Origin of the sequence: Halococcus thailandensis JCM 13552, from assembly GCF_000336715.1 — an archaeon.
In the GTDB taxonomy this organism is placed as follows: Archaea; Halobacteriota; Halobacteria; order Halobacteriales; family Halococcaceae; genus Halococcus; species Halococcus thailandensis.
Map to the genome: position 1 here is coordinate 22,877 of NZ_AOMF01000174.1, position 21,154 is coordinate 44,030.

The 21,154-nt window shown below is 65.9% G+C and carries 19 protein-coding genes; 16 read left to right on the plus strand and 3 right to left on the minus strand.

Translation table 11 applies throughout. From position 1 onward, the window contains the following. Positions 1–51: 51 nt before the first annotated feature. Entirely contained in the window at positions 52–1,011 is a 960-nt protein-coding gene (locus C451_RS17745; protein WP_007742732.1) for an LEA type 2 family protein, read from the minus strand. A 126-nt stretch (positions 1,012–1,137) separates the two neighbouring features. Between C451_RS17745 and C451_RS17750 the strand changes: the two genes are divergently transcribed. The 5 genes from C451_RS17750 (at position 1,138) to C451_RS17770 (ending at position 4,194) form a co-directional block, all read left to right on the plus strand. Next, entirely contained in the window at positions 1,138–1,326 is a 189-nt protein-coding gene (locus C451_RS17750; RefSeq protein WP_007742733.1) for a DUF7525 family protein, read from the plus strand. 46 nt (positions 1,327–1,372) lie between these two features. Continuing rightward, entirely contained in the window at positions 1,373–1,597 is a 225-nt protein-coding gene (locus C451_RS17755) for a DUF7123 family protein (protein ID WP_004054626.1), read from the plus strand. A 62-nt stretch (positions 1,598–1,659) separates the two neighbouring features. Further along, entirely contained in the window at positions 1,660–2,088 is a 429-nt protein-coding gene (locus C451_RS17760) for a CoxG family protein (RefSeq protein WP_007742734.1), read from the plus strand. Further along, complete coding sequence (locus C451_RS17765) at positions 2,089–2,913, plus strand: carbon-nitrogen family hydrolase (RefSeq protein WP_007742735.1); 825 nt, start codon at positions 2,089–2,091, stop codon at positions 2,911–2,913. It begins immediately after the preceding gene. A 270-nt stretch (positions 2,914–3,183) separates the two neighbouring features. Then, a complete protein-coding gene (locus C451_RS17770; RefSeq protein ID WP_007742736.1) occupies positions 3,184–4,194 on the plus strand; it encodes a GNAT family N-acetyltransferase in 1,011 nt (336 codons plus the stop codon). Here the strand turns inward: C451_RS17770 and C451_RS17775 are convergent. Next, positions 4,191–5,297: a DUF354 domain-containing protein gene (locus C451_RS17775; RefSeq protein ID WP_007742737.1), complete on the minus strand. Its 1,107-nt coding sequence runs from the start codon at positions 5,295–5,297 to the stop codon at positions 4,191–4,193. The two genes, C451_RS17770 and C451_RS17775, sit on opposite strands and share 4 nt — an antisense overlap. 167 nt (positions 5,298–5,464) lie before the next feature. Here C451_RS17775 and C451_RS17780 point away from each other — a divergent pair, with 167 nt between their 5' ends. From C451_RS17780 to C451_RS17825, 10 genes are all read left to right on the plus strand, one after another. After that, positions 5,465–6,904 carry a PGF-CTERM sorting domain-containing protein gene (locus C451_RS17780; RefSeq protein ID WP_007742739.1) on the plus strand — a complete coding sequence of 480 codons (1,440 nt, stop codon included), beginning with the start codon at positions 5,465–5,467 and terminating at the stop codon, positions 6,902–6,904. Between the two features lie 265 nt (positions 6,905–7,169). Continuing rightward, positions 7,170–8,561 (plus strand): PGF-CTERM sorting domain-containing protein, encoded by a 1,392-nt coding sequence (locus C451_RS17785; RefSeq protein WP_007742744.1) that lies wholly within the window; start codon positions 7,170–7,172, stop codon positions 8,559–8,561. A gap of 63 nt (positions 8,562–8,624) precedes the next feature. After that, on the plus strand, positions 8,625–9,827 hold the full coding sequence (locus tag C451_RS17790; protein WP_007742745.1) for a hypothetical protein: 1,203 nt from the start codon (positions 8,625–8,627) through the stop codon (positions 9,825–9,827). A gap of 195 nt (positions 9,828–10,022) precedes the next feature. Next, a complete protein-coding gene (gene wecB, locus C451_RS17795; protein WP_007742746.1) occupies positions 10,023–11,141 on the plus strand; it encodes a non-hydrolyzing UDP-N-acetylglucosamine 2-epimerase in 1,119 nt (372 codons plus the stop codon). Beyond that, a complete protein-coding gene (locus C451_RS17800) occupies positions 11,138–12,409 on the plus strand; it encodes a nucleotide sugar dehydrogenase (RefSeq protein ID WP_007742748.1) in 1,272 nt (423 codons plus the stop codon). Before wecB ends, C451_RS17800 begins: the two co-directional genes overlap by 4 nt. Next, positions 12,406–13,506, plus strand: coding sequence for a DUF354 domain-containing protein (locus tag C451_RS17805; RefSeq protein ID WP_007742749.1), 1,101 nt, complete (start codon positions 12,406–12,408; stop codon positions 13,504–13,506). Before C451_RS17800 ends, C451_RS17805 begins: the two co-directional genes overlap by 4 nt. Beyond that, complete coding sequence (locus C451_RS17810) at positions 13,503–14,681, plus strand: hypothetical protein (RefSeq protein WP_049913210.1); 1,179 nt, start codon at positions 13,503–13,505, stop codon at positions 14,679–14,681. The genes C451_RS17805 and C451_RS17810 overlap by 4 nt, the downstream gene beginning before the upstream one ends. A 128-nt stretch (positions 14,682–14,809) precedes the next feature. After that, entirely contained in the window at positions 14,810–15,106 is a 297-nt protein-coding gene (locus C451_RS24430; protein WP_394295073.1) for a hypothetical protein, read from the plus strand. Then, positions 15,103–16,308: a WD40/YVTN/BNR-like repeat-containing protein gene (locus C451_RS17820; RefSeq protein ID WP_007742753.1), complete on the plus strand. Its 1,206-nt coding sequence runs from the start codon at positions 15,103–15,105 to the stop codon at positions 16,306–16,308. Before C451_RS24430 ends, C451_RS17820 begins: the two co-directional genes overlap by 4 nt. Next, positions 16,305–17,183, plus strand: a complete 879-nt coding sequence (locus C451_RS17825; protein ID WP_007742759.1) for a methionyl-tRNA formyltransferase-like protein — start codon at positions 16,305–16,307, stop codon at positions 17,181–17,183. Before C451_RS17820 ends, C451_RS17825 begins: the two co-directional genes overlap by 4 nt. A gap of 230 nt (positions 17,184–17,413) precedes the next feature. Here the strand turns inward: C451_RS17825 and C451_RS17830 are convergent, their stop codons facing one another. Next, positions 17,414–18,823, minus strand: a complete 1,410-nt coding sequence (locus C451_RS17830) for a sulfatase (RefSeq protein ID WP_007742761.1) — start codon at positions 18,821–18,823, stop codon at positions 17,414–17,416. A gap of 177 nt (positions 18,824–19,000) precedes the next feature. Between C451_RS17830 and C451_RS17835 the strand changes: the two genes are divergently transcribed. Next, on the plus strand, positions 19,001–21,103 hold the full coding sequence (locus tag C451_RS17835; RefSeq protein WP_007742762.1) for a hypothetical protein: 2,103 nt from the start codon (positions 19,001–19,003) through the stop codon (positions 21,101–21,103). Positions 21,104–21,154 lie beyond the last annotated feature (51 nt).

Consider the following 21,154-nt stretch of genomic DNA (forward strand, 5'->3'; position numbering starts at 1 on the left):
GACGGAACAGCCGGGAGTAATATCCATCGGTCAGCGTCACTACCCCTCCTCTCAGCCAGTCAGCCGGATCGAACTCGTCGAGCCGGTCGAGCCGTTCCCCGCGTCGAACACGTCGGTGTCGATGGTGGTGTTCCCGCCGAGATCGTCGAGCGGCAGTTCGACCGTTCGGTTGTCGGGGAGTTCGAGCACCGTGGTAAGCGAGATCCCCAGATCGGTCCGCTGGCCGCGCTCGATGTGGCTGACCCACCAGTCGTCGAGTTCGTCGTTGCGGATGGCCGCCTCCGCCGTGATCGTTTGCTCGCTACCGGGCGAGAGCACCGTTCCCTCGCCGGTGGTGCCGTTGCCGACGGCGATCCCGTTCATCGTGAGCGTGTAGTCGATGCGAGCGACGGGGATCGGGATTTCGGACGGGTTCCGTACTCGAAGGGCGATGTCGAGCGGCGTCGTCGCGCGCGTCACGTTCCCCCACGTCGCCGACGTGCGCTCGACGACGAGGACGGGATCGTCGACGAACGGAAGGCTCGCGTTGATCGGCCGTGGCTCGCTCGTGTTCAGCGCGCCGGTGATGTCGGTCGTCAGCGTTCGATTCTCGCTCACGCGCGCGGTCCCGAACACTGGCAGGTCGACGGCCGCACCCGTGACGACCCGCGTGCGCTCGCCGCGCTCGACGTGGCTCGCCCACCACGCCGGAATGTTCCGGTTGTCGATGGCGGTCGTGAAGTTCACTGTCGACGTGCCCGGTGCGGCCCGGATGTCGTCACGGCTCCCGGTGCCCATCTCGATGCCGTTCATCCGTATCGAGTGGGTTACGGTCGTGTTGCCGAGCTCGATCGGGATCGGGTTCGGGTTCGTGACGCGGAGTTCGGTCGTGACGAGCGTCGTCGAGTCGTTCACGCCCGCAAAGCGGCTCTCGGTTCCCGTGACCGACGGACGATCGACGGTGAGGACGGCCACGCCGCCGATCGCGGCGAGAACGACGATGAAGAGGACGACGGCGCGCGTGCGATTCATTCGATCGGGTATGCTTTCGCGGTCGGAGGAAATAGGTTGTCGATCGGCCGCCACGATTCGGCTGTGAGCCGCCACAGCACCCGCCGTGATGGAACGAACTAAGTCCCCGCCGGTGATAGCGCCGGCATGGCCACATCCGTCGGGACCGACCGCGGCGTCGGCTTCGCCGTGTTGTTCGTCGTCCTCGCGCTCGTCGGCGCGCTCGCCGCGCTCGTCGGTGGACTGCTCGAAACCCAACTCACCGCCGCCTGGGGGTTCGCCGCGGCCTCGATCGCCGGCGCGATCGCGATCGTGGCGATACATCTGTCGGGGTGAGCGGCTGCCACAAAGCGTTAAGAGTCTCACGACCGTAGTGATCGTAATGACCGATTTTTCCGACGAGGATCGGCGGATCCTCGCGTATCTCCACGACAGCGTCGCGCGTGGCGAGCGCTACTTCCGCTCGAAGAACATCGCCGACCAGCTCGGGTTGAGCGCCAAACAGGTCGGCGTCCGGCTGCCGCGGCTCGACGAGGAATCCGAGGAGATCGACATCGAGAAGTGGAGCCGTGCGAAATCGACCACGTGGCGTGTCACGCCCGGCTGAGTGATCGGGCGCTCTCACGTTCGGGTCGGCGGATTTTTACCGACTGAACGTCTACTGATGATATGACAGTCCGGATCGAACGCACGTTCGAGCTCGCCGTCCCGCCCGAACAGGTCTGGGCCTTCATCGCCGATCCGGGCAAGCGCGCCGAAGCGATCAGCGTCGTCGACTCGTTCGAGATCCACGACGAGACCCACGCTACCTGGCATATCTCACTGCCGATCCCGTTCGTCGATCGCACGATCGCCGTCGAGACCGAGGACACCGAACGCGACCCGCCGACGCACGTGGAGTTCGTCGGGCGCTCGCGCGTGCTCCGGGTCGTCGGCGAACACGATCTCGAAGCCGTCGACGACGGCACTCGCCTGCGCAATCGCTTCACCGTCGAGGGGAAGATGCCGGGCGTCGAGGGCTTTTTCAAACGCAACCTCGACGACGAGCTCGACAACCTCGAAGCCGCCATCCGCGCGGACACGGCGGCCGAGCCGTAGATGCGCCTCGCCTGCTGTCAACACGACATCGAACCCGGCGCGATCGAGGCGAACGTCGAACGCGCGCTCGCGGCCATCGCCACAGCTGCGGACGACGGCGCGGATCTCGTCTGTCTCCCCGAGATATTCTCCGTCGGCTACTTCGCGTTCGACGAGTACGAGCGGGCGGCCGAATCGCTCGCGGGACCGACGCTCGCGCGGATCGCGGACGCGGCACGAACCCACGACGTCGGCGTGCTCGCTGGCTCGATCGTCGAGGAGCTCGCGGCGAGCGCGCGTGACGGGTTCGAGACACCGAGCGAGAGCGGTCTGGCGAACACGTCGGTGTTCTTCGACCGTAATGGCGAACGGCGAGCAGTCTACCGCAAACACCACCTCTTCGGTTACGAGTCGCGAGAGGCCGAACTGCTCGTTCCCGGCGACTCGCTCGGACTGGCCGCATTCGACGGATTCACGATCGGCACCACGACCTGCTACGATCTGCGCTTTCCCGAACTGTATCGCGAGTTCGTCGCTGCAGGGGCGACCCTGATTCTCGTCCCGAGTGCGTGGCCGTATCCGCGCGTCGACCACTGGCAACTCCTCCCGCGGGCGCGGGCGATCGAGAACCAGCTGTTCGTGGCGGCCTGCAATGGCTCCGGCGTGTTCGGCGAGACCGCACTCTGTGGGCGCTCGGCGATCTACGATCCCTGGGGTGAGATTTCGGCGCAAGCGGGTGCCGGCGAGCACGCTGCCGACGAACCGACGATCGTCACGGCCGACATCGATCCCGAACGCGTGACGAGCGTGCGCGAGGAGTTCCCGGCGCTCCGCGATCGGCGATAGAAGCGAGGAGCTTATCAGGCATCGACGCCTTCCTGTAACTGCCGGTACGTGACGCTTTTCTCGTCGCAGCCGGCACACAGCGCTCGTCCCGCCGCGCACCCCACTCGGATCCGGACTCGGCCCACTCCGTCCCGCCCGTTTCGTTCCATTCGTCAGCTGCTGCTATGGCATACGGAGTGTGGTACGACGAGCAAAGGACAACCCCTTTATTCGGCTGCCGGGGCGTAATAGACACCGAATGATGAACGCCAGCGCACGCCCGTTCGATCAATGAGGATCGAGCGGCTCGATCGCGACACGTGGGCGGGGGCGCTTCCCGAGCGTGGCTTCGAAGTCTTCCACACTCCCGAGGCGCTGTCCGTCCTCGACCGCCACGCATCCGGCGACTGCCATCTCTTCGGCGGCTATCGCGGCGAGCAGCTGGTGGCGATGGTGCCGCTGTTCGTCCGCCACGTCGGCGGGCTGCGGATCGTCTCCTCGCCACCGCCGGGCATGGCCGTCCCCAGTCTGGGACCGCTCGTGATGCCGACCAGCCCGAAACAGCGCAAGCGCGAGAAGGTCAACCGCGAGTTCACCGCAGAACTCCTGGAGGCGCTCGATGCCGACTCGCCGCGAACGTTCGTCCGCATTCTCTGCCCGCCTGACTACACCGACCCGCGCCCGTACCGCTGGAACGGGCTGTCGGTCGAACCGGCCTTCACCTATCGCCTCATGGCCGACGACCCCGACGAACTCATCGACTCCTTTAGTCGAAGCCTTCGCCGGGAGATCCGCTCGGGGATGGACCTCGATATCGATATCGGGACCGCTGGTATCAGGGGCGGCGAGCGCGTCTTCAGGGAGACCGCCGCCCGCTACGCGGAACAGTCCGAACCGTTCGGCCCGGAGTGGCCGTACGTGCGTGACGTCATCGAGGAGTTTGGCGATCGCTGTCGCGTCTACGTCGCCCGTGCCGACGGCGACCATCTGGGTGGGGTCATCACGCTGTTCTCGAACGATGCGGCGTACTACTGGCTCGGTGGCACGCGCGCGACCCACGAGAACGTCAGCATCAACAGCCTCCTCCACTGGCGCATCATCAACGATATCGCCGACGATCCGCCGATCGACTCCGTGAACCAGTACGACCTCGTCGGCGCGAACACCGAACAGCTCTGCCGGTACAAATCGAAGTTCGGGGGCGAGCTGACGCCCTACTACGTCGCCGAATCCGGCGGGATGGCGATGGACGTCGCGAAAAGCGGTTATCAGCTGGTGAATCGGGCCGTCGATCGGTTCTAACGCTCGGGTGTCGGCGGGTCGGTCCGTCGTGGCGGGCTGCCGTGCGAGAGGCCGTCGACCCCGGCGGCCCCGTTCGGACTGGTGGCGAGTTCGACGATGACGTCGGTGAGGTTCACCTTGTCGGCCATGAACGCGTCACGTTTGGCGGTCCATCTCTCCGTGAGATCCTCCTCGTCGAGCAGTGACTCGGCGCGCTCGATCGCCTCGGTGAAGGAGGCGATGTTGAAGATCAGCCCCTGGTTTTCGAGCTCGATGAAGTTGCCCATGTCCTCCTCGCCGACGAAGGAGTTCGACCGGATAGCGGGCGTCCCGAGCAGCGCGGCCTCGGTGACCATCGTCTGCGTGTCGGCGACCAGGAGGTGGGCTTCGCTGAGTGCGTCGTGCAACAGCCCGGGATGGAGATCGTACGGCCGGGCGTCGATCCCGTCGAACTCCATCGTGCCGCTCTCGTCGGAGACGAAGACGGTCGCGTCGTCGCCGAGGCGTTCGATCAGCGTACGCCGCTCGGCGGGACCGATGCCAGACTGGCTGACGTCGTGATGTGAGCCGAAGGCGTTGAACCGGCAGATGACGTATTTCTCGTCGGGGCCGACGCCGAGCTGCTCGCGGATGTCGTCGCGAGGGGTGAACACGTCGGGGTGGAGGTAGGCACACTCCTTGAAGCCGCGAAAGCGATAGTGGTTCGCCCCGAGATCCTTGCCGAAGGCGTCGGGCGTGAGGATGGCGTCGGCGAACGGCCGTGAGACGGTGTGATCGAGCGAGGTCGGCTCGGAGTCGAGGATCAGCGTCACCGGCGTGCGCGAGAGCGCACCCGCATGGGCCGCGTACGCGCCCATCCCGAAGATGCGGTCGGGTGAGTATCGCCACGTCTGTCGGAGAATCGAGAGATAGTGACGCGGGAGCTGGTAGAACAGCGATCGTTTTTTCGTCGCCAGCCGGCCATAGAGTCGGTAGGGGAGATCGTGATAGTCGAGGAGTTCCTTCGTACAGCCGTAGTCACGACCGAGAATCAACACGTCGTGACCGCGACGTTCGAGGGCCGCAACGGCGTGTTTGTAGAGATGGACGTGCGCAGGAGTGTTCGTGAAAAACAGATAGTTCATTCAGTCTTGCTTCCGGCGAGGAACTCGATGCTCCTAAACACGTCGGTCCGCCCGCCGCGACACCGGTCGGGCGAAGCCGTTACTCATATACGATCGGGCCGCGCCAGTTGAAGCGATACGCTCAACGCTGTTGGACGACAATCATGACACGGATACGAACTGCGGGAATGGTACTGGTGGTATTGCTCTCGGCGGCCGTCGGCGGCGTCGCCCTCGGCGGAACGGCGGCGGCGCTCGATCCCGGCGCGGGCGCGACCTATCCGCTGACGCCAAGCTCCGACACGCTCGGGACGTTCGTCTACGTCGTCAGACCGGGCGATTCGGTCGCTGAGAACGGCATCAAGGAGATCACGCTCGATGCGGGTCCGGATGCCGACGTCTCCAACGTGACCGACGACGACGTGTTCATCGCGGTGCGTGGCGGCCAGCGCATCGAGATCGCCGAGAACAACACCGACATCGTCGATGTCGCGAACATCAGTGTCTCCTCGAATCAGGCCGGCAACGAGGTTACCATCACGCTTCCGCGGCCGGTCCAGCCGCAGTTCGCCTCCGATAGCCCGAACACCGGGGCGGAGGTCGCGGTCAAGGTGGGGAACTTCACGACGCCGGATCGACCGGGCAGCCATTCGGTCAACGCGACGTTCGCCACCGCATCGGGCAGCACCGACGGACCAACGTCGGTCTCCTACTCGACGACTGCGCCGGAGCTGTCGATGGGCAACCAGAACCTCTCGCAGTTCAGCGATCAGCAGTCGATCAACGTCTCGGCGTCGGTGCCGGGCGGCGGCTACGTCGGGCTGTTCACCACGGCCCCGAACGGCTCGCCAGGTGAGCTCGTCGGTTCGACTGACGTCGCCACGGCCACGTCGAGCCAGCAGTACAGCATCGACGTGAGCGGCAACGTCACGGAGAGTCAACAGCTGATGGCCGTCGCGTACAGCGAGACGAACGGTCGCTCGGCGAGCCTCCGCGAGAACCAGACGTTCGATCCGAACGACGACGAACGGCTGCGGACCAACGGCACGCTCGTGAACGCGACCGCGAACGTCTCGACGCTCGACGTCGACGGACAAGTCGAGGCCGGCGGTGAGTACGCACAGGGCGCACGACTCTACTTCCCGCAGGGTGAACCGGAAACGAGCTACCAGGTGCAGTCGGTCGAGGACGGCGAACTCGGCTCCGCCGCGACACAGTTCCAGACGGGCGCGAACGACACGACGATCCTCGACACGAGCGATCTCTCGGAAGGGCAGTACGCGATCACGCGGATCGCCGACGACTCGCTCGTGAGCCTCGACAACGACAGCACGACCAGCGCACAGGACGATAGCATCCTCATCACTGGCCAGCAGGCGACCACACAGGCGAACACGACGAACGCGAGTGGTGCTGCGACCGATACCGGTGTCACCGCCACTGCCAGCAGCGGCGAGGGTGACGCCGCAACCGGCGGCAACGCCAGCGGAAACGGCTCGGGTACCGCCAGCGGGAACGGCTCGGGCAACGGCAGCGGCAGCAGTTCGAGCGGCCCCGGCTTCGGCATCGCGGTGGCCGTCGTCGCGCTGCTCGGTGCGGCGCTGCTCGCGACGCGACGCAACCGCTGAATCGATCGCTGCGGCATCCGTATTTTCCGACTATCCTTTCGAACTGATAGTTACAGCGTAGCACATGGACGGATCTCGATCGGTCACGGTATGTGGATACGAACCGATAGAAATGAGTATGATGGGGCTGACAGTTACGCCAACGAAGGGAGCCGAACCGTGACCGAAACGGCTGCTATCGGCCGTTGCATCGGTCAGAGGCGGCTCTCGGAGACCAACCAATGAGGGACCCACAGCCATGACGGCGGTACGACGCAGCGCATTCATGATCACCGTAGTGCTCGTTTCGGCACTCGTCGGCGGCATCGCCGTCAGCGGGTCGGCGGCGGCGCTCGATTCCGATACGGCGGCTCCGTACCCGCACTCGCCGGGGACGAGCGCGACCGATTTCCCCGTCTCGGTCGTCGCTCAGGGGAGCGATGCCATCACGCAGGACGGGATGAAATCGATGACGGTCGACTTCGGGGCGAGCGGCAGTTTCGACGGCAGTGTCGAGAACGTCAGTGTCGGGTCGGTCTCGGTCACCGTCGCCAGTTCGAGTAGTCAGCGGACGGTCGATCCGGCGAACGTCTCGACGTCGGACGGCCAGATCACGCTCACCTTCCAGCAGCCGGTATCGGTGAGCGCCGACGATCGCATCGTCGCCAACGTCGCGAACGTGACGACGCCGACGAGCGACGGCAGCTACTCGGTCGGCGTCTCGACGACGACGCCCTCGGGATCGACCGACGGCCCGGTGACCGACGATTATCGCATCGAGAGCGCCTCGTTGTCGTTCTCGAACCAGAGCGCCTCGCAGTTCAGCGCGAACCAGTCGGTGAACGTCTCCGGGGTCATCCCGAACGCCGGCTACATCGGGATATTTACCGTGGCCGACAACGGCTCGCGCGGGCAGCCGGTCGGCAGTAGCCAGCCCATCGTCGCGCTGTACAACGAGCGCAACTACACCGTCAATCTCAACGGCAACGTCAACGAGAGCCAGCAGCTCATGGCGGTTGCCTACTACGAGACCAGCGGGAGCAGCCAGTCCGAACGGCTAAACGGCACGTTCGATCCGAACGAGGATGCGGTCGTGACGAACAACGGTCAGCCGGCGAACGCGACCGGCTACGTCACCACCGTCGACGCCGACGGCCGCGTCCAGTCGGGCAGCGAGTACGACCAGGGCGCACGGCTCTACTTCGACCAGGGCGAAGCGAGCACCGGTTATCAGCTCCGCGCGGTCGAGAACGGCAGCCCCGGGCGAACGGTGAACCAGTTCGAGACCGCCGCAAACGGTTCGGCGACGATCGATACTACTGACCTCCAGCAGGGGCAGTACGTCGTCACGCGGATCGACGACGGCTCGGTCGTCAGTCTCGACAACGACAGCACGACAAGTGCACAGGACGACAGCATCACCATCACCGGTCAGCAGTTCACCGAATCGACCGCCGCGGCCGGCAGTGGTGGGAACAACAGTAGTGCCAACGCGAGCGGCGGCGCGAGCACGGCTGCCGGTGGCAACGATGCCGGCGGCAACAGTTCGGGCAACGCCAGCGGGAACGGCTCGGGCAACGGCAGCGGCAGCAGTTCGAGTGGTCCCGGCTTCGGCATCGCGGTGGCCGTCGTCGCGCTGCTCGGCGCGGCGCTGCTCGCGACGCGGCGCGGGCGCTAACCGACTCGCCGTTTCGATCGGCTTCCGACGAACGGATTTGTCTCGACCGACTCCGATCGGGTGATGACAGCATCGCAACGCCGATCGACGGGGCTCACGGGCGAACTGCTCGGGAAGACGCTGGGCTACGCCCGCGAACGCGACTACACCGGCTGGGACTACGGTGACGGGATGAGCAGCCGGCTGTTGCAGGCGCTCCCCGTCGACAACAAGTGGGTGAACATCGCGGTTCAGGAGACGATCAAGCGCGCGCCGATCAACGTGCGACCGCTCTTTCTCGTCGAACAGCGCCGCAACTACAAGGGGACGGCCATGTTCACGATGGCGAACCTCGCGGCCCACGAACTGGAACTCGGCGAGGGCAGCGGCGTCGACTACGGGCGCGAGGCGCACGATCTCGCCGAGTGGCTCGTCGAAGAGCGGACGCCGGGCTATGCGGGTTTCTGTGGTGCCCATCGCCACGAAATCCAGCATCTCGACATCAAGGGACTACCCTCCTACCCCGACATGGTTTCGACGGCGTACGCGGTGCGAGCGCTGCTCGCGGCCCACGACGCCGGGCTCGATACTGGCGAGGCCGACTACGCCGAGACCGTGCGTTCGGTCGCCGACTTCATCGACGAGGATCTCGAATACGAGGAGATCGACGATGGCGCGCGGATGAAGTACGTTCCGGCGTGGTCGTCCGACCACTACACGCTCAACGCGGTCGCGCTCGGCGGCGTGACGCTGCTCGAACTCGGCGCGCGCTTCGGCGGCGACCATCGCGAACGCGGCGAGAAACTGCTCGATTACGTCGTCTCGTGCCAGCGGCCCGAGGGCGGCTGGATGTACCGCGATCCGCCGTCGGCGTCGCATCTCTCGATGGACAACCATCACAACGGGTTCATCATCGAATCGCTGCTGCGCCACCGCGAACTCACCGGTGCCGACAGATATGCCGGCGTGCTCGACGATGCGCTCGCGTTCTACCGTGAAGAGCTGTTCACGGACGACGGTGCGCCGAACTGGGACGAATCGAACAGCTATCCGCGGGACATCAACGCCGCCGCGCAGGGGATCATCGTCTTCAGTCGTGCCGGCGAGTTCGCGGCCGCCGAACGGATCATCGACTGGGTGCTCGGTACGCTGTACGCCGGCGACGGGAAGTTCCGCTTCCGGCGCGAGCGCTTTTTCACCAGGCGCGTCACGCTGATGCGGTGGTGTGAGGCGTCGATGGCGTACGCGCTGGCGACCTATCTCGATCAGCGCACGTCGTCAGCCTGAGCCGAACGTGCGTCCGAGCCGGAACGGGGCCGGTCGGTTTCGACAGGTTTGATAAGCTTGCTGGAGAAGGAGGGGTAATGATGCCGCCGCTTTGTGTATGGCCACCGTCAGAGAGAGGGGCGGTGCTGTGAGCGACGAACCCACGATCGGTGGGTCGCCCTGCGGTTTGGGTGTACCGAACGGGGAGGGGTGTCGATGACCGACGGGACGACCGTGACAATCGTGCTCGGCACGCGCCCGGAGATCATCAAGCTCGCGCCCGTCATCGACGCCTGCGAGGAACGGGAGATCGCCTACAGCGTCGTCCACACCGGCCAGCACTACTCCGAGGAGCTGGACACCGTCTTCTTCGACCAGCTCGAACTGCCCGCACCCGACCACAACCTCGGCGTCGGGTCGGGCACCCAGAGTGAACAGACCGGCGCGATGATCCAGGAGATCGAGGCGGTGCTGCTCGACGAACAGCCCGAACTGGTGCTCGTTCAGGGCGATACGAACTCCGTTCTCGCGGGGGCGATCGCGGCGGGCAAACTCGACTGCGAGGTCGGCCACGTCGAGGCCGGCCTGCGGAGTTTCGACCGGACGATGCCCGAGGAGGTGAATCGCGTGCTCGCCGACCACGCCGCCGACTACCGCTTCGCGCCGACCGAACAGGCTGCCGGCTATCTCCGCGAGGAGGGGATCGCCGACGACGCGATCCACGTGACCGGCAACACGATCGTCGATGCGGTGATGGGCTATCGCGATCTCGCGGCCGCAAAGAGCGACGTTCTCGACGAGCTCGATCTCGATGCCGGCGATTTCTGTCTTCTGACTGCGCATCGCGCCGAAAACGTCGACGACCGCGAGCGCTTTTCGAGCCTGCTCGACGGCGTGGCCCGATTCGCCAGCGAATCCGATCTCGACGTCGTCTATCCGGTCCATCCGCGAGCAAACGAGCGCCTCGCGGCGTTCGATCTCACGATGCCCGACGAGATCACGCCGATCGACTCACAGGATTTCCTCGATTTCCTCCGGCTCGAAAGCACGGCGACGCTCGTGCTCACCGATTCCGGCGGCGTTCAGGAGGAGACGTGCATTCTTGGCACGCCCTGCGTCACCCTCCGCGACAACACCGAACGACCGGAGACGGTCGACGTGGGGGCGAACCGTATCGTCGGCGTCGATGCCGACGGGATCGTCACCGGGGCGCGCGAGGCGCTCGCCGAGCAGAACGGCTGGGAGAACCCCTTCGGCGACGGCCACAGCGCCGAGCGCATCCTGAACATCGCCGGACTCGGCTCCGCCGCCTCGGTCGGGGAGGTGCACGGATGAGCTCGGTCTGCGTGCACGGACTCGGCTACATCGGCCTGCCGACGGCTGCGATGCTCGCCGACAACGGCCACGACGTCACGGGCTACGACGTCGATACTGACCTGATCGACCGGCTCGATCGCGGTGAGGTGCCCGTCGACGAACCGGGGCTCGACGAGTTCGTCACGGACGCGCTCGCGGACGGGCTGTCTGTCTCCTACGACGTACCGGCGGCCGACTACCACCTCGTCTGCGTGCCGACGCCGCTCGACGGCGATCGGGCCGATCTCGCGTACGTCGAGAGCGCCGCCGAGACCGTCGCCGAGGTGCTCCGGGCGGGCGACACGGTGATCCTCGAATCCACCGTCCCGCCGGGGACCACGGTCGAAACGGTCGCGCCGATCCTCGAACGCTCCGGCCACTCCGTCGGCGAGTTCTCGCTCGCGTACTCGCCCGAGACCGTGCTACCGGGCAACGTCATCGCGGAGCTGCGCGCGAACGACCGCGCGGTCGGCGGCATCGACGAGCGATCGGTCGAGCGCGCGGCGGCGCTGTACGGCTCGTTCATCGAGGGCGATCTCCGAACGACGGCGAACCCGACGCTCGCCGAGTTCGTCAAACTCATCCAGAACACGTATCGCGACGTGAACATCGCGCTGGCGAACGAGCTGGCGATGATCGCGGCCGACTACGAGCTCGACGCGCGTGAGGCGATCTCGCTCGCGAACCACCATCCGCGGGTCGATCTCCACCAGCCCGGTCCCGGCGTGGGCGGTCACTGCATCCCCATCGATCCGCTCTTCTTGGGACAGGGTTCGGAGAACCTCGACCTCATCGAGCGGGCCCGTGAGATCAACGACGGGATGGCCGAATACGTCACCGATCTGCTCGACGACGAACTCGACTCGCTCGCGGAGTCGTCGGTGGCGATCCTGGGCGTCGCCTACAAGGGCAACGTCGCCGACGCACGCGAGAGCCCCGGGCTGCGCCTCGCCGAGGTGCTCCAGGCCCGGACACAGGTGGCGGGAGCCGCCGGAGCGGGTACGGCGGGCGTCGACGTTCGCCTGCACGATCCGTACGTCACCGATCAGCGGTTCGCGCTCGCTCCCTTCGACGAGGCGCTCGCAGGGGCCGACGCGATCGTCGTCGCGACCGACCACGACGAGTACGCCGCGCTCGATCCCGACGACGTCGCGGCGCGGCTCGCGGGGAACGTCGTCGTGGACGCGAAGGGACTGCTCGACAGGGATCGATGGGAAGCGGCCGGACTGCGGGTCGTCCGGCTATGAACGGCCACGGAGCGCGCGCCGAACACGCGCCAGCCACGCGAACGCGGCCGATTCGAGCGTGGATCGATCTCGTGAGTCCCTCGCATCCGTTCTTCTTCGCGGCGTTGGCCGAGGGGCTCGACGACGTGGCGGTGGCGACGACGGTGCGCGAGAAGACCGAGACCGTCTCGCTCGCCCGCGAGGTCGGCTTCACTCATCGCGTCGTAGGCCGTGATTTCGACAACTCGCTGGTACGGAAAGTGGGTATTCCGCTCCGGACGGCCCAATTGGCCCTCGAAGCACCCGATGGCGACGTTTCGCTCTCCTCGCGCAACGCGATGTGCGTTCTCGCCTCGAAGCTCCGGGGCATCCCTTCGATCCACTTCACGGACAACGACATCACCGCCCACATCGACGGACTCTGGGTCGAGGAGCTCTACAACCGCTTCGAGGCCGCCGCGACGCACAACGTCGTCCCGGCGGCGTTCGCGACCGAGGAGCTGACGCGCTGGGGGGCCGACGAGAGCGCGATCCACACCTACGACGGCTACAAGGAGGACGTCTACGTCGCGAACTTCGATCCCGATCCGGAGTTCCCGGAGCGGCTGCCGTTCGCGAGCGGCGAGTATATCGTCGTCCGTCCGGAGGCACTGACGGCGGCGTACGTCGACGCCGACTCGATCGTCCCCGAACTGCTCGCGGCGGCCGCCGAGCGCGACATCGGTGTCGTCTACCTCCCGCGCGGGCGTGGCGACGAGGTTCATGCACGCGACTACGCGGACGACGACGTGTTCGTCCCCGACGGAGCGGTCAACGGGCTCCAGCTCGCGTGGCACGCTCGCTGTGTGCTCACGGGCTCGGGCACGATGTCGCGCGAGGCGGCCTGTATGGAGAAACCCGCCGTCTCTTTCTTCCCGAACACGCTGCTGTCGGTCGATCAGGAGCTCGTCGCCGACGGGCGCATCTTCCACTCGCGGGACGCGGACGCGATCATCGATCACATCACTGGGCTCGACGAGAGCGACGTCGCCCCCGACCGTGATCGGGCGCGCGCGGTGCGCGACGAGGTCGTCGCACTGACGAACGAACTGCTGCAGTCGTGCTGTGGGGAACGATGAACGACGATCCCTTCGTGCCGGCGAACGCGTTGACACGTGCGCTGGAGTGGGCGCGCGAGCGCGACTACGCTGGCTGGGACCCCTACGACGGGTTGAACAGCCCGTACGCGAAGCCGTTCAAACGGAACTGGTTCACCCGTCTCGCCTGGACGCACGCGGTGAGTCGGTTCCCGATCAATCTTCGGCCGGCGCTGTCGATCCCCGAAGAGCGCAACCCGAAGGGGATCGCGCTGTTCGTCCTTTCCTATCTCCATCGCTACGAGGCGACGGGCGAAGAAGCGGATCTAGAGGAGGCCGAGCGGCTGCTCGACTGGCTGCGCGAGTATCAGTCACGCGCGTTCGACGAGCCCTGTTGGGGCTACAACTTCGACTGGCAGAACGCGCGGAAGTTCTACCTGCCGGCCTACCGACCGTCGGTCGTCGTGACGGTCTTTTGTGCCCAGGCGTTCGTCGCCCACCACCGGATCACGGGCGACGAAGAGTCGCTGGCGATCGCCGAGGGTGCCTGCGAGTTCATCCGCAACGAGATCAACACCCGCGAGGTCGCCGGCCACGAGGCCTACACCTACACCACCGACGATTCGTTCGTCGTGATCAACGTCAACGCCCTCGCCGTGCGGCTGTTCGCCCTGGTCGCGGCCGAAAACGGCGACGACGCGCTCATGGAGCGCGCGGACGAGCTCGTCCGCTTCGTGCTCTCGGCACAGGAAGAGAGCGGCGCGTGGCACTACTCGATGCCCGCCGACCGCTCGCACATCAGTCACGACAACTTCCATACGGGGTTCGTGCTCGAATCGATCCGGGAGTATCTCGATGCGGGCGGCGACGTCGCCGGCGCGGCGGCGAGCTACGAGCGCGGGCTCACGTTCTATCGCGAACACCTCTTCGAGGCCGACGGTGCGCCGAAGTTCGAACACGATCAGAGCTATCCCCACGACGCCCACGCGGCCGCCCAGTCGATCCGGACGTTCGTTCGCGACGGCCGACCGGAGAGCGTCGAACTCGCCGAGCAGGTGCTCGACTGGAGTCTCGACGAACTGTTCGACGAGACGGGCTACTTCTACCGCCTGCGCGGACGGTTCATCGACGACGAAACGCCGTACATCCGCTGGAGCCAGGCCTGGATGTGCTTCGCGCTCGCCTCGGCGGTGCGCCAGCGCGCCGACCGCTCCTGACGACGGTTCGCGGTGGGCGATCGCCGATCCGCGAACGGATGTCTCTGAATACTGACGAGAGATTCGTCCCCGATGCGAGCGGCTCACGGGGCGAAGACTCGCTGTTCGCCGTTGCGCTGCTCGAAGCGATGGCGTGCGGGCTCGTCCCTGTCGTTCCCGCGGTCGGCAACGTTTGCGACGCCGTGACCGACGGCGAGAGCGGGATCGTCCTCGACGAGCGGACGGCCGACGTTCGCGACCGCGATCGGTCGGCTCGACGACGACATCTCCGAGCGGCTGTCGGCAGCCGCGCCAGCCGTCAGCGACCGATTTTCGGCCGAACACGCCGCCGAGGATCGGGCGGCGGTGTTGCAGACGCTGCGGGCGTCGTGAGCGCCCGGGTCGCAAGTCATATCCCTCGATATATTGTCTTGAGGGACACATGAAACTCGGCGGGGTCCGCGACGGAACGGTGTACGGTACGCACGGACTCGACGTTGGAACGTGGAGCGCCGACGACGGATTTCTGACGCTCGGCTCGTTGCCGAACCCCGAATCGGGGGGCGAGAAACTCCGCTTCGACGCGATGAACCGGCGCGCTCCGAAACGCCTGCTCCGGCCGCTGACGGGGCTGTACACGACGGCGAACGTCTGGCCGCTCGGTGATGACCAGCTGCTCGCGACGGTCTCCCGGTGGCTGTTTCGCTCTCCCGACGGCGGACGCTCGTGGACGGTCGTGCACGAACTCCCGGCCTCCTCGGGGCCGATGGGCGTTCTCCCGACGGCGCTCTGCGAACACCGCGGACGGGTGTATCTCGCCGAATACCCGCTCGGCGACGAGCCGGCACGCGTCCTCGAAAGCGACGACGGCGGGCGAACGTGGTCGCCGCTCGTCGAGCGAACGGACGTTCGGCATTTCCACGGGCTGTTCGCCGATCCCTATGGCGATCGGCTCTGGGCGACGACCGGCGACACCGATACCGAGAGCGCGATCGGCGTGCTCTCGGCGGACGGGTTCGAGGCGATCGGCAGCGGCAGCCAGCGCTGGCGCGCCGTCGGCCTCGCCTTCACGCCGGCGGCGATCCTCTGGGGCGTGGACAGTTCGTACACCGATCGATCGGCGATCCTCCGTCTGCCGCGTGAGCGCCTCGACGATTCCGATCCCGAACCGGAGACGCTCGCGACGACCGCCTGTCCGGTGTATTACGCCGAGACGGTCGATCGGCCGGACGAACATTGGCTCGTCGTCTCGACGACATCGACGGGTCGAATCGACAGCACCGCCCCCGCGGGAGTCGAACGGAACACCTGCGATGGCGTCGCCAGGGTGCTCGCGGCTTCCTCGGCGTCGGACTACGAGGACTGGTACGAACTCTACGCGACCGAGCGCCGCGACGCGGTCGGCGAACACGTCGATGCGGTCCCGTCGTCGAACGGCTATCTGTTTCTGGCGACCGATCCCGAGCGCGGCCTGCTGATCAACCCCTACAACACGACCGACGACAACGGCGAGATCGTCACCATCCCGCCCGCCGCGTTCGACGAGCGGGCGTTCAGGCAGGACACCGACACGTGCGCGGATGGTGATGGGAACGACGGCATCGACCGGGCAGCCGATACCGATGGAACTGCGAGGACACGCCGATGAGCGAACGACTGCGCGTCGGCGTGCTGGCGAACCCGATGCTCACGCGGTTCGAGGAGGAGGCACTCGAAAACGTCGCCACGCTCGACGGGGTGACGATCGACGAAGTGGTCGTCGACGGTTCGGTGACGGAGGGATCGGCGCTCGCGGCGGGGGCCGACGCCGTCAATCAGGGTACCAGCATCTCGCTCGCCGATCTCAAACTGTTCGTCGACGTGGTCCGCGAGAGCGGGCTGAAGGCGTTCATCCACGGCGACGAGAAACTCGGCTGGCTGCTCGGCGAGACCGAACAGATGGACTGGCTCCAGTCCCGGCCCGTCACCGAAGTCGACTGCCTGCGAGAGGCGTCGATCCGTGAGTGCGAGCCGGTGTCGGCCGGCGGAGCCTGGAACACGCTGCCCGACGACGTGACTTCGGACCTCGGTGACTCCTGCGATGTGGTGATCCGCTTCGGCTTCGGCCTGCTCAAGGGGCCGATCCTGGATGCACCCGAACACGGCGTTCTCAGTGTCCACACGAGCGATATCCGGGAGTATCGCGGCATGGGACACAAGATCTCCTTCGTGAACGACGATCCGAGCGCCGCGATCACGCTCCAGCAACTCTCGGAGGAAATCGACGGCGGGCGCATCGTCACCGTCATGTCGCGCGAACTGCCGCCCACACCCACGCTCGACGACGTGTGGGACGCGGTCTACGCGCTCCAGACGGAGATCTTCGCCGCCGGCATCGAGCAGCTCCAGGCGGGGGACAGTCCGTCGCAGCCGGACGAACTGGGGCCGTACTACCCACACAGCCTCCAGCAGCGCAACCCGCGGTTCGTCGCGCGACTGCTCGCGAAGAACAACTGGCGGCGGCTGCAAAAGCGTCTGTCGTGAGGTTGCAACCGGTGCGTTAATCCCCCCGACCGTTTTTTAGGGAGTGGTATCGACGCCCCATCGACGGCTCGATCCCGCGGTCGGGGCTCCTGGATGGTGGGCGGAGACGGTGGGTACTGACAATGGCGAGCAACGAGGAGATGGCCGACTCGGGGTTCGGATCCCGTACATTCGGCGGTACATCCCCGACGAGAACTGAATGTCACAACCGCAGTCTTTTGATAGACCCCTCAGTCGACCAGATAGCCGAGATCGGAGAGCTGTTGCTTCATCGCGTCGGTGAACTCCCCGTCGCGATCCTCCGTCGAGACCGGTTGGCCATCCGTTTCGAGGATCGTTTCGAGTTCGTCGTCCAGATTCTCGACGACAGCGGACTCGTCGTCGGAGACGTCGCTGGTCTCGTCGGGGAGGGCGAACAGTTCGGCGCGCTCGTCGCTTTTCAGATATTTGAACTCGTCGGTGCGAAGCGCGTGCAGCGTCGCTTCGTGGTAGCGTTCCCGGTCGAATTCGGCGTTCAGTTCCTCGAACCGATCCAGGTTTTTCAGCGTGCGCTTCGCGCCGCGCTGGGTGAGGGTGTGCTCGCGCGTTTCCTCGCGCAGATCGACACCCTGCATCCCCGTCGTGTCCGCGTCGGCGGATTCGAGCAGCGTCGTCATCAGATCGGCGTGCTGGACGGTCTCGCCGTCGTGATCGACGAGCGCGTCGGCACCGTGGACGATGCAGGGGACGTGGGTCACGGCGTCGTCGGCGACGACGAGATGCGCGAGCATCCCCTGTTCGCCGAACAGTTCGCCGTGGTCGGCGGTGACGACGAAGACGGTGTTGTCGAGATCGAGCCCTCTGATGTGGGCGAAGAGATCGCCGACCAGCTCGTCCGTGTGGGCGATCTCGGCGTCGTAGAGCGCGTGGAGGACGTTCCACTCGTCGTCGCTGAGTTCGCAGCCGTCGGCGATGAGCTGGTGGAAGTTGTCGTGGTGGTACTGGCCGAACGCCAGCGCCTCGTCGACGGTCATCTCGAAGTCGTCGGCGTAGGGCTCCAGGAAGCGCCGTGGTGGGTGGTAGGGGTGGTGCGGGTCGCCGTAGTGGGCGTAGAGGAAGAATGGCTCGTCGCTTCCGGCGTACGAACCGATCCGCCGCTTGGCGATCTCGTTCATCACGAACCCGGTCCCGTGTTTTCTGGTGTCGGTCGTCAGTCCGGGGCCGTGGCGACGGCAGTTGTGCAAGTATTTGAGCAGGATGCGCGGACCGGCCTCCTGAACCAGCGTGTCGGCGCTCAGCCACGTGAACTCGTCGAAGCCGCGATCGAGATCGGTGCCGCCACTCAGATGGGAGTTCGGCGAGAGACAGGTGGTTCGGTAGCCGGCGCGTTGGAGGCGCTCGGGCACCGTATCGAGCTCCGCGGGGATGGCGTCGTTCTGCATACCTGCCCCGTGGTGGGTGGGTGTCGTGCCGGTGAGGATCGACGCGCTCGACGCGAGCGTCCAGATGCCGTGCGTGTGGCAGTTGTCGAACGAGCGCCCGCGCGTGGCCCCGGCGATGCGGTCGAGGTTGGGCGTCGTATCGCGTGTGTAGCCACCCATCGTGGTGTGATCGGCACGGGTGCTTTCGAGGGTTATCCAGACGACGTTTGGCTGTCGCATTCTTCCGGAAGGGTTTCACGCTCGGTGGCTTATGCACCTCGGTATGGCGCGTCGTTCGCCGGCACCGATCGCGTGTGGACACACCACGCGGCGGTCGAGAGCGGTAAACGTTTATAACGCCGCTTCGAGAGTGCGAGTACGTTTGGCTGCGCCACGGACGCGGCATGGATTGATACGATGAGTACGCTCACGACCTCACAACCGAACAACCGCGCACAGAAACTCGCGCTCGTCGTCGGCTATCTCGCGCTCGCCGGTGGCGTGTTGTTCGCCTACGGCAAGCCCGCAACGGGCTACGAGATCGACATCTACGGCTCGACGCCGATCGGCTTCTGGCTCGGCGTCGCGATCGCACTGCTGGTCGCGGTGTTCGTCACGCTGTACGCGCCGGAGGGCTACGTCAGTCTCGCGGGCCTGAGCCTCGGCGGCGGCTCGATTGTCGCGATCGCGGGGCTGCCACTGCTACGGAGCTACTTCTACTACGGCTCCGGCGACGGCCTGACACATCTCGGCTGGACGCGCGACCTTCTCGACGGATCACTGAGCGCGTTCGGGCTGTTCTATCCGGGCGTCCACACTTCGTCGCTGTTCATCCGCGGTGTCGCGAACACGACAGTCCCGCGCTCGTTGCTGTTGATCGTGCTCGCGTACGTCGTCGCCTATCTCGTCTTCATCCCGCTCTGTGTCCGCTCGATGACCTCCCATCGCGGCGCGATGTTGCTGAGCGGACTCGCCGGTCTCCTGGTGCTGCCGATCAACCACATGGGGGTGAACTACATGACGCCCCACCCGATCTCGGATTCGATCCTCATCACGCCGGTCATCGTCTATCTGCTGATCAACTATCTCACCAGTCCGACCGACGTCTTCGAGTCACGCCTGCCGGTATCGGCGGTGAGTGCGACCTTCGCGGTCGCGCTCGGTGGCCTCGTGCTCTTTCACTCACAGCAGGCCGCGAATCTGATCATACTGTTCATCACGCTCTCGGGCGTACAGCTTCTCTATCGATCCATACGACCGGATAGCGCCATCGCCTCTCACCGGACGATGTACGGGCCGACGGTGTTCCTCATCGGCTCGTTCATGCTCTGGTCGATCGGCCGGGGACGGTACGAAAGCTCCGTCAACGCGGTGCTTCGCGAACTGTTGAGCTTCCTCACGGGCGGGGCCGAACTCGGTGCCTCGACGGCCAGTCAGGCGGCATCGCTGACCGCCATCGGCGGCTCGATCGTCGAGCTGTTCCTCAAACTGTTCGGCGTGAGTCTCGTCGTCGCCGCCCTTGCGGGGCTCCTGATGGTGACGAGTCTCTTCGGTCGGCTACGCGACGCGCCCGACACGACGGCGTTGATCAAGTACTTCACTATCGGGCTGGTGGTGTTGATCCCGTACTCGCTGCTGTTCTACATCGGTACCGTCTCCGAACTGTTCTTCCGCAACGCCGGACTCATCATGCTGTTCGCGACGATCCTCGGCTCGATCGCGCTCTATCGCTACGTCTCCGGGCTCTCCGAGATCGCCCCGATCGGCAGCGTTCGCGCAGTATTATCGGTGATCATCGTCGCGATGCTCGCGCTCTCGGTCGTGGTCGTCTTCCCGTCGCCGTACATCTTCCAGCCGAACGATCAGGTGAGCGAGACCCAGATGTCCGGCTACGGGTACGCCTTCGAGCACAGTGTGGAGGAGACGCCGATCTATGGGCTGCGGAGTGGGCCGTGGCGGTACAAACACGGCGCTCTCGGCGTCGAAGGGACGCCCGTCTCACAGCATGGTCGCGGGATCCCGGGTGAGAACCTCAGCGCACTTGCGGGCCGGACGTCGAACGACCGATACGTGGCCGTGACAGAGGCCGCCCGCGAGCGCGAGGTGGAGGTCTACCGAAGCCTGCGTTACAGCCGCGAGAACGTCAGCGCGCTCGATCACCAGTCCGGCGTCAGTCTCGTCCAGACGAACGGCGAGTTCGACCTGTATCACGTCGCCGGCAGTTCGCCCGCCGACAGGGCGAGCGCCACCGTCGCGAACGAAACCCGTACCGCCGGTGCGAACGGGACGACGCCGCGGGCACCGCCGGCGAACCGCTCGGTGTTCGGCAACGCAGCGACGCCGTCGCGCACGCCGACGGCGACCGCGACGCCAACCACTACCGCAACCGCAACGGCGACTGCCACCGCGACACCGACCGCAACGCCGACGACCACCGATTCCGAGTCGATATTCGGCATCATCGACGGGTTGTCGAACGACACGACGACGCCGACGAGCGGACCGACTGTCGGCGGGTAGACGGGCGTTGCGGACGGTGTGTGGGTGACGATGCGAATGGAAACGGTAATG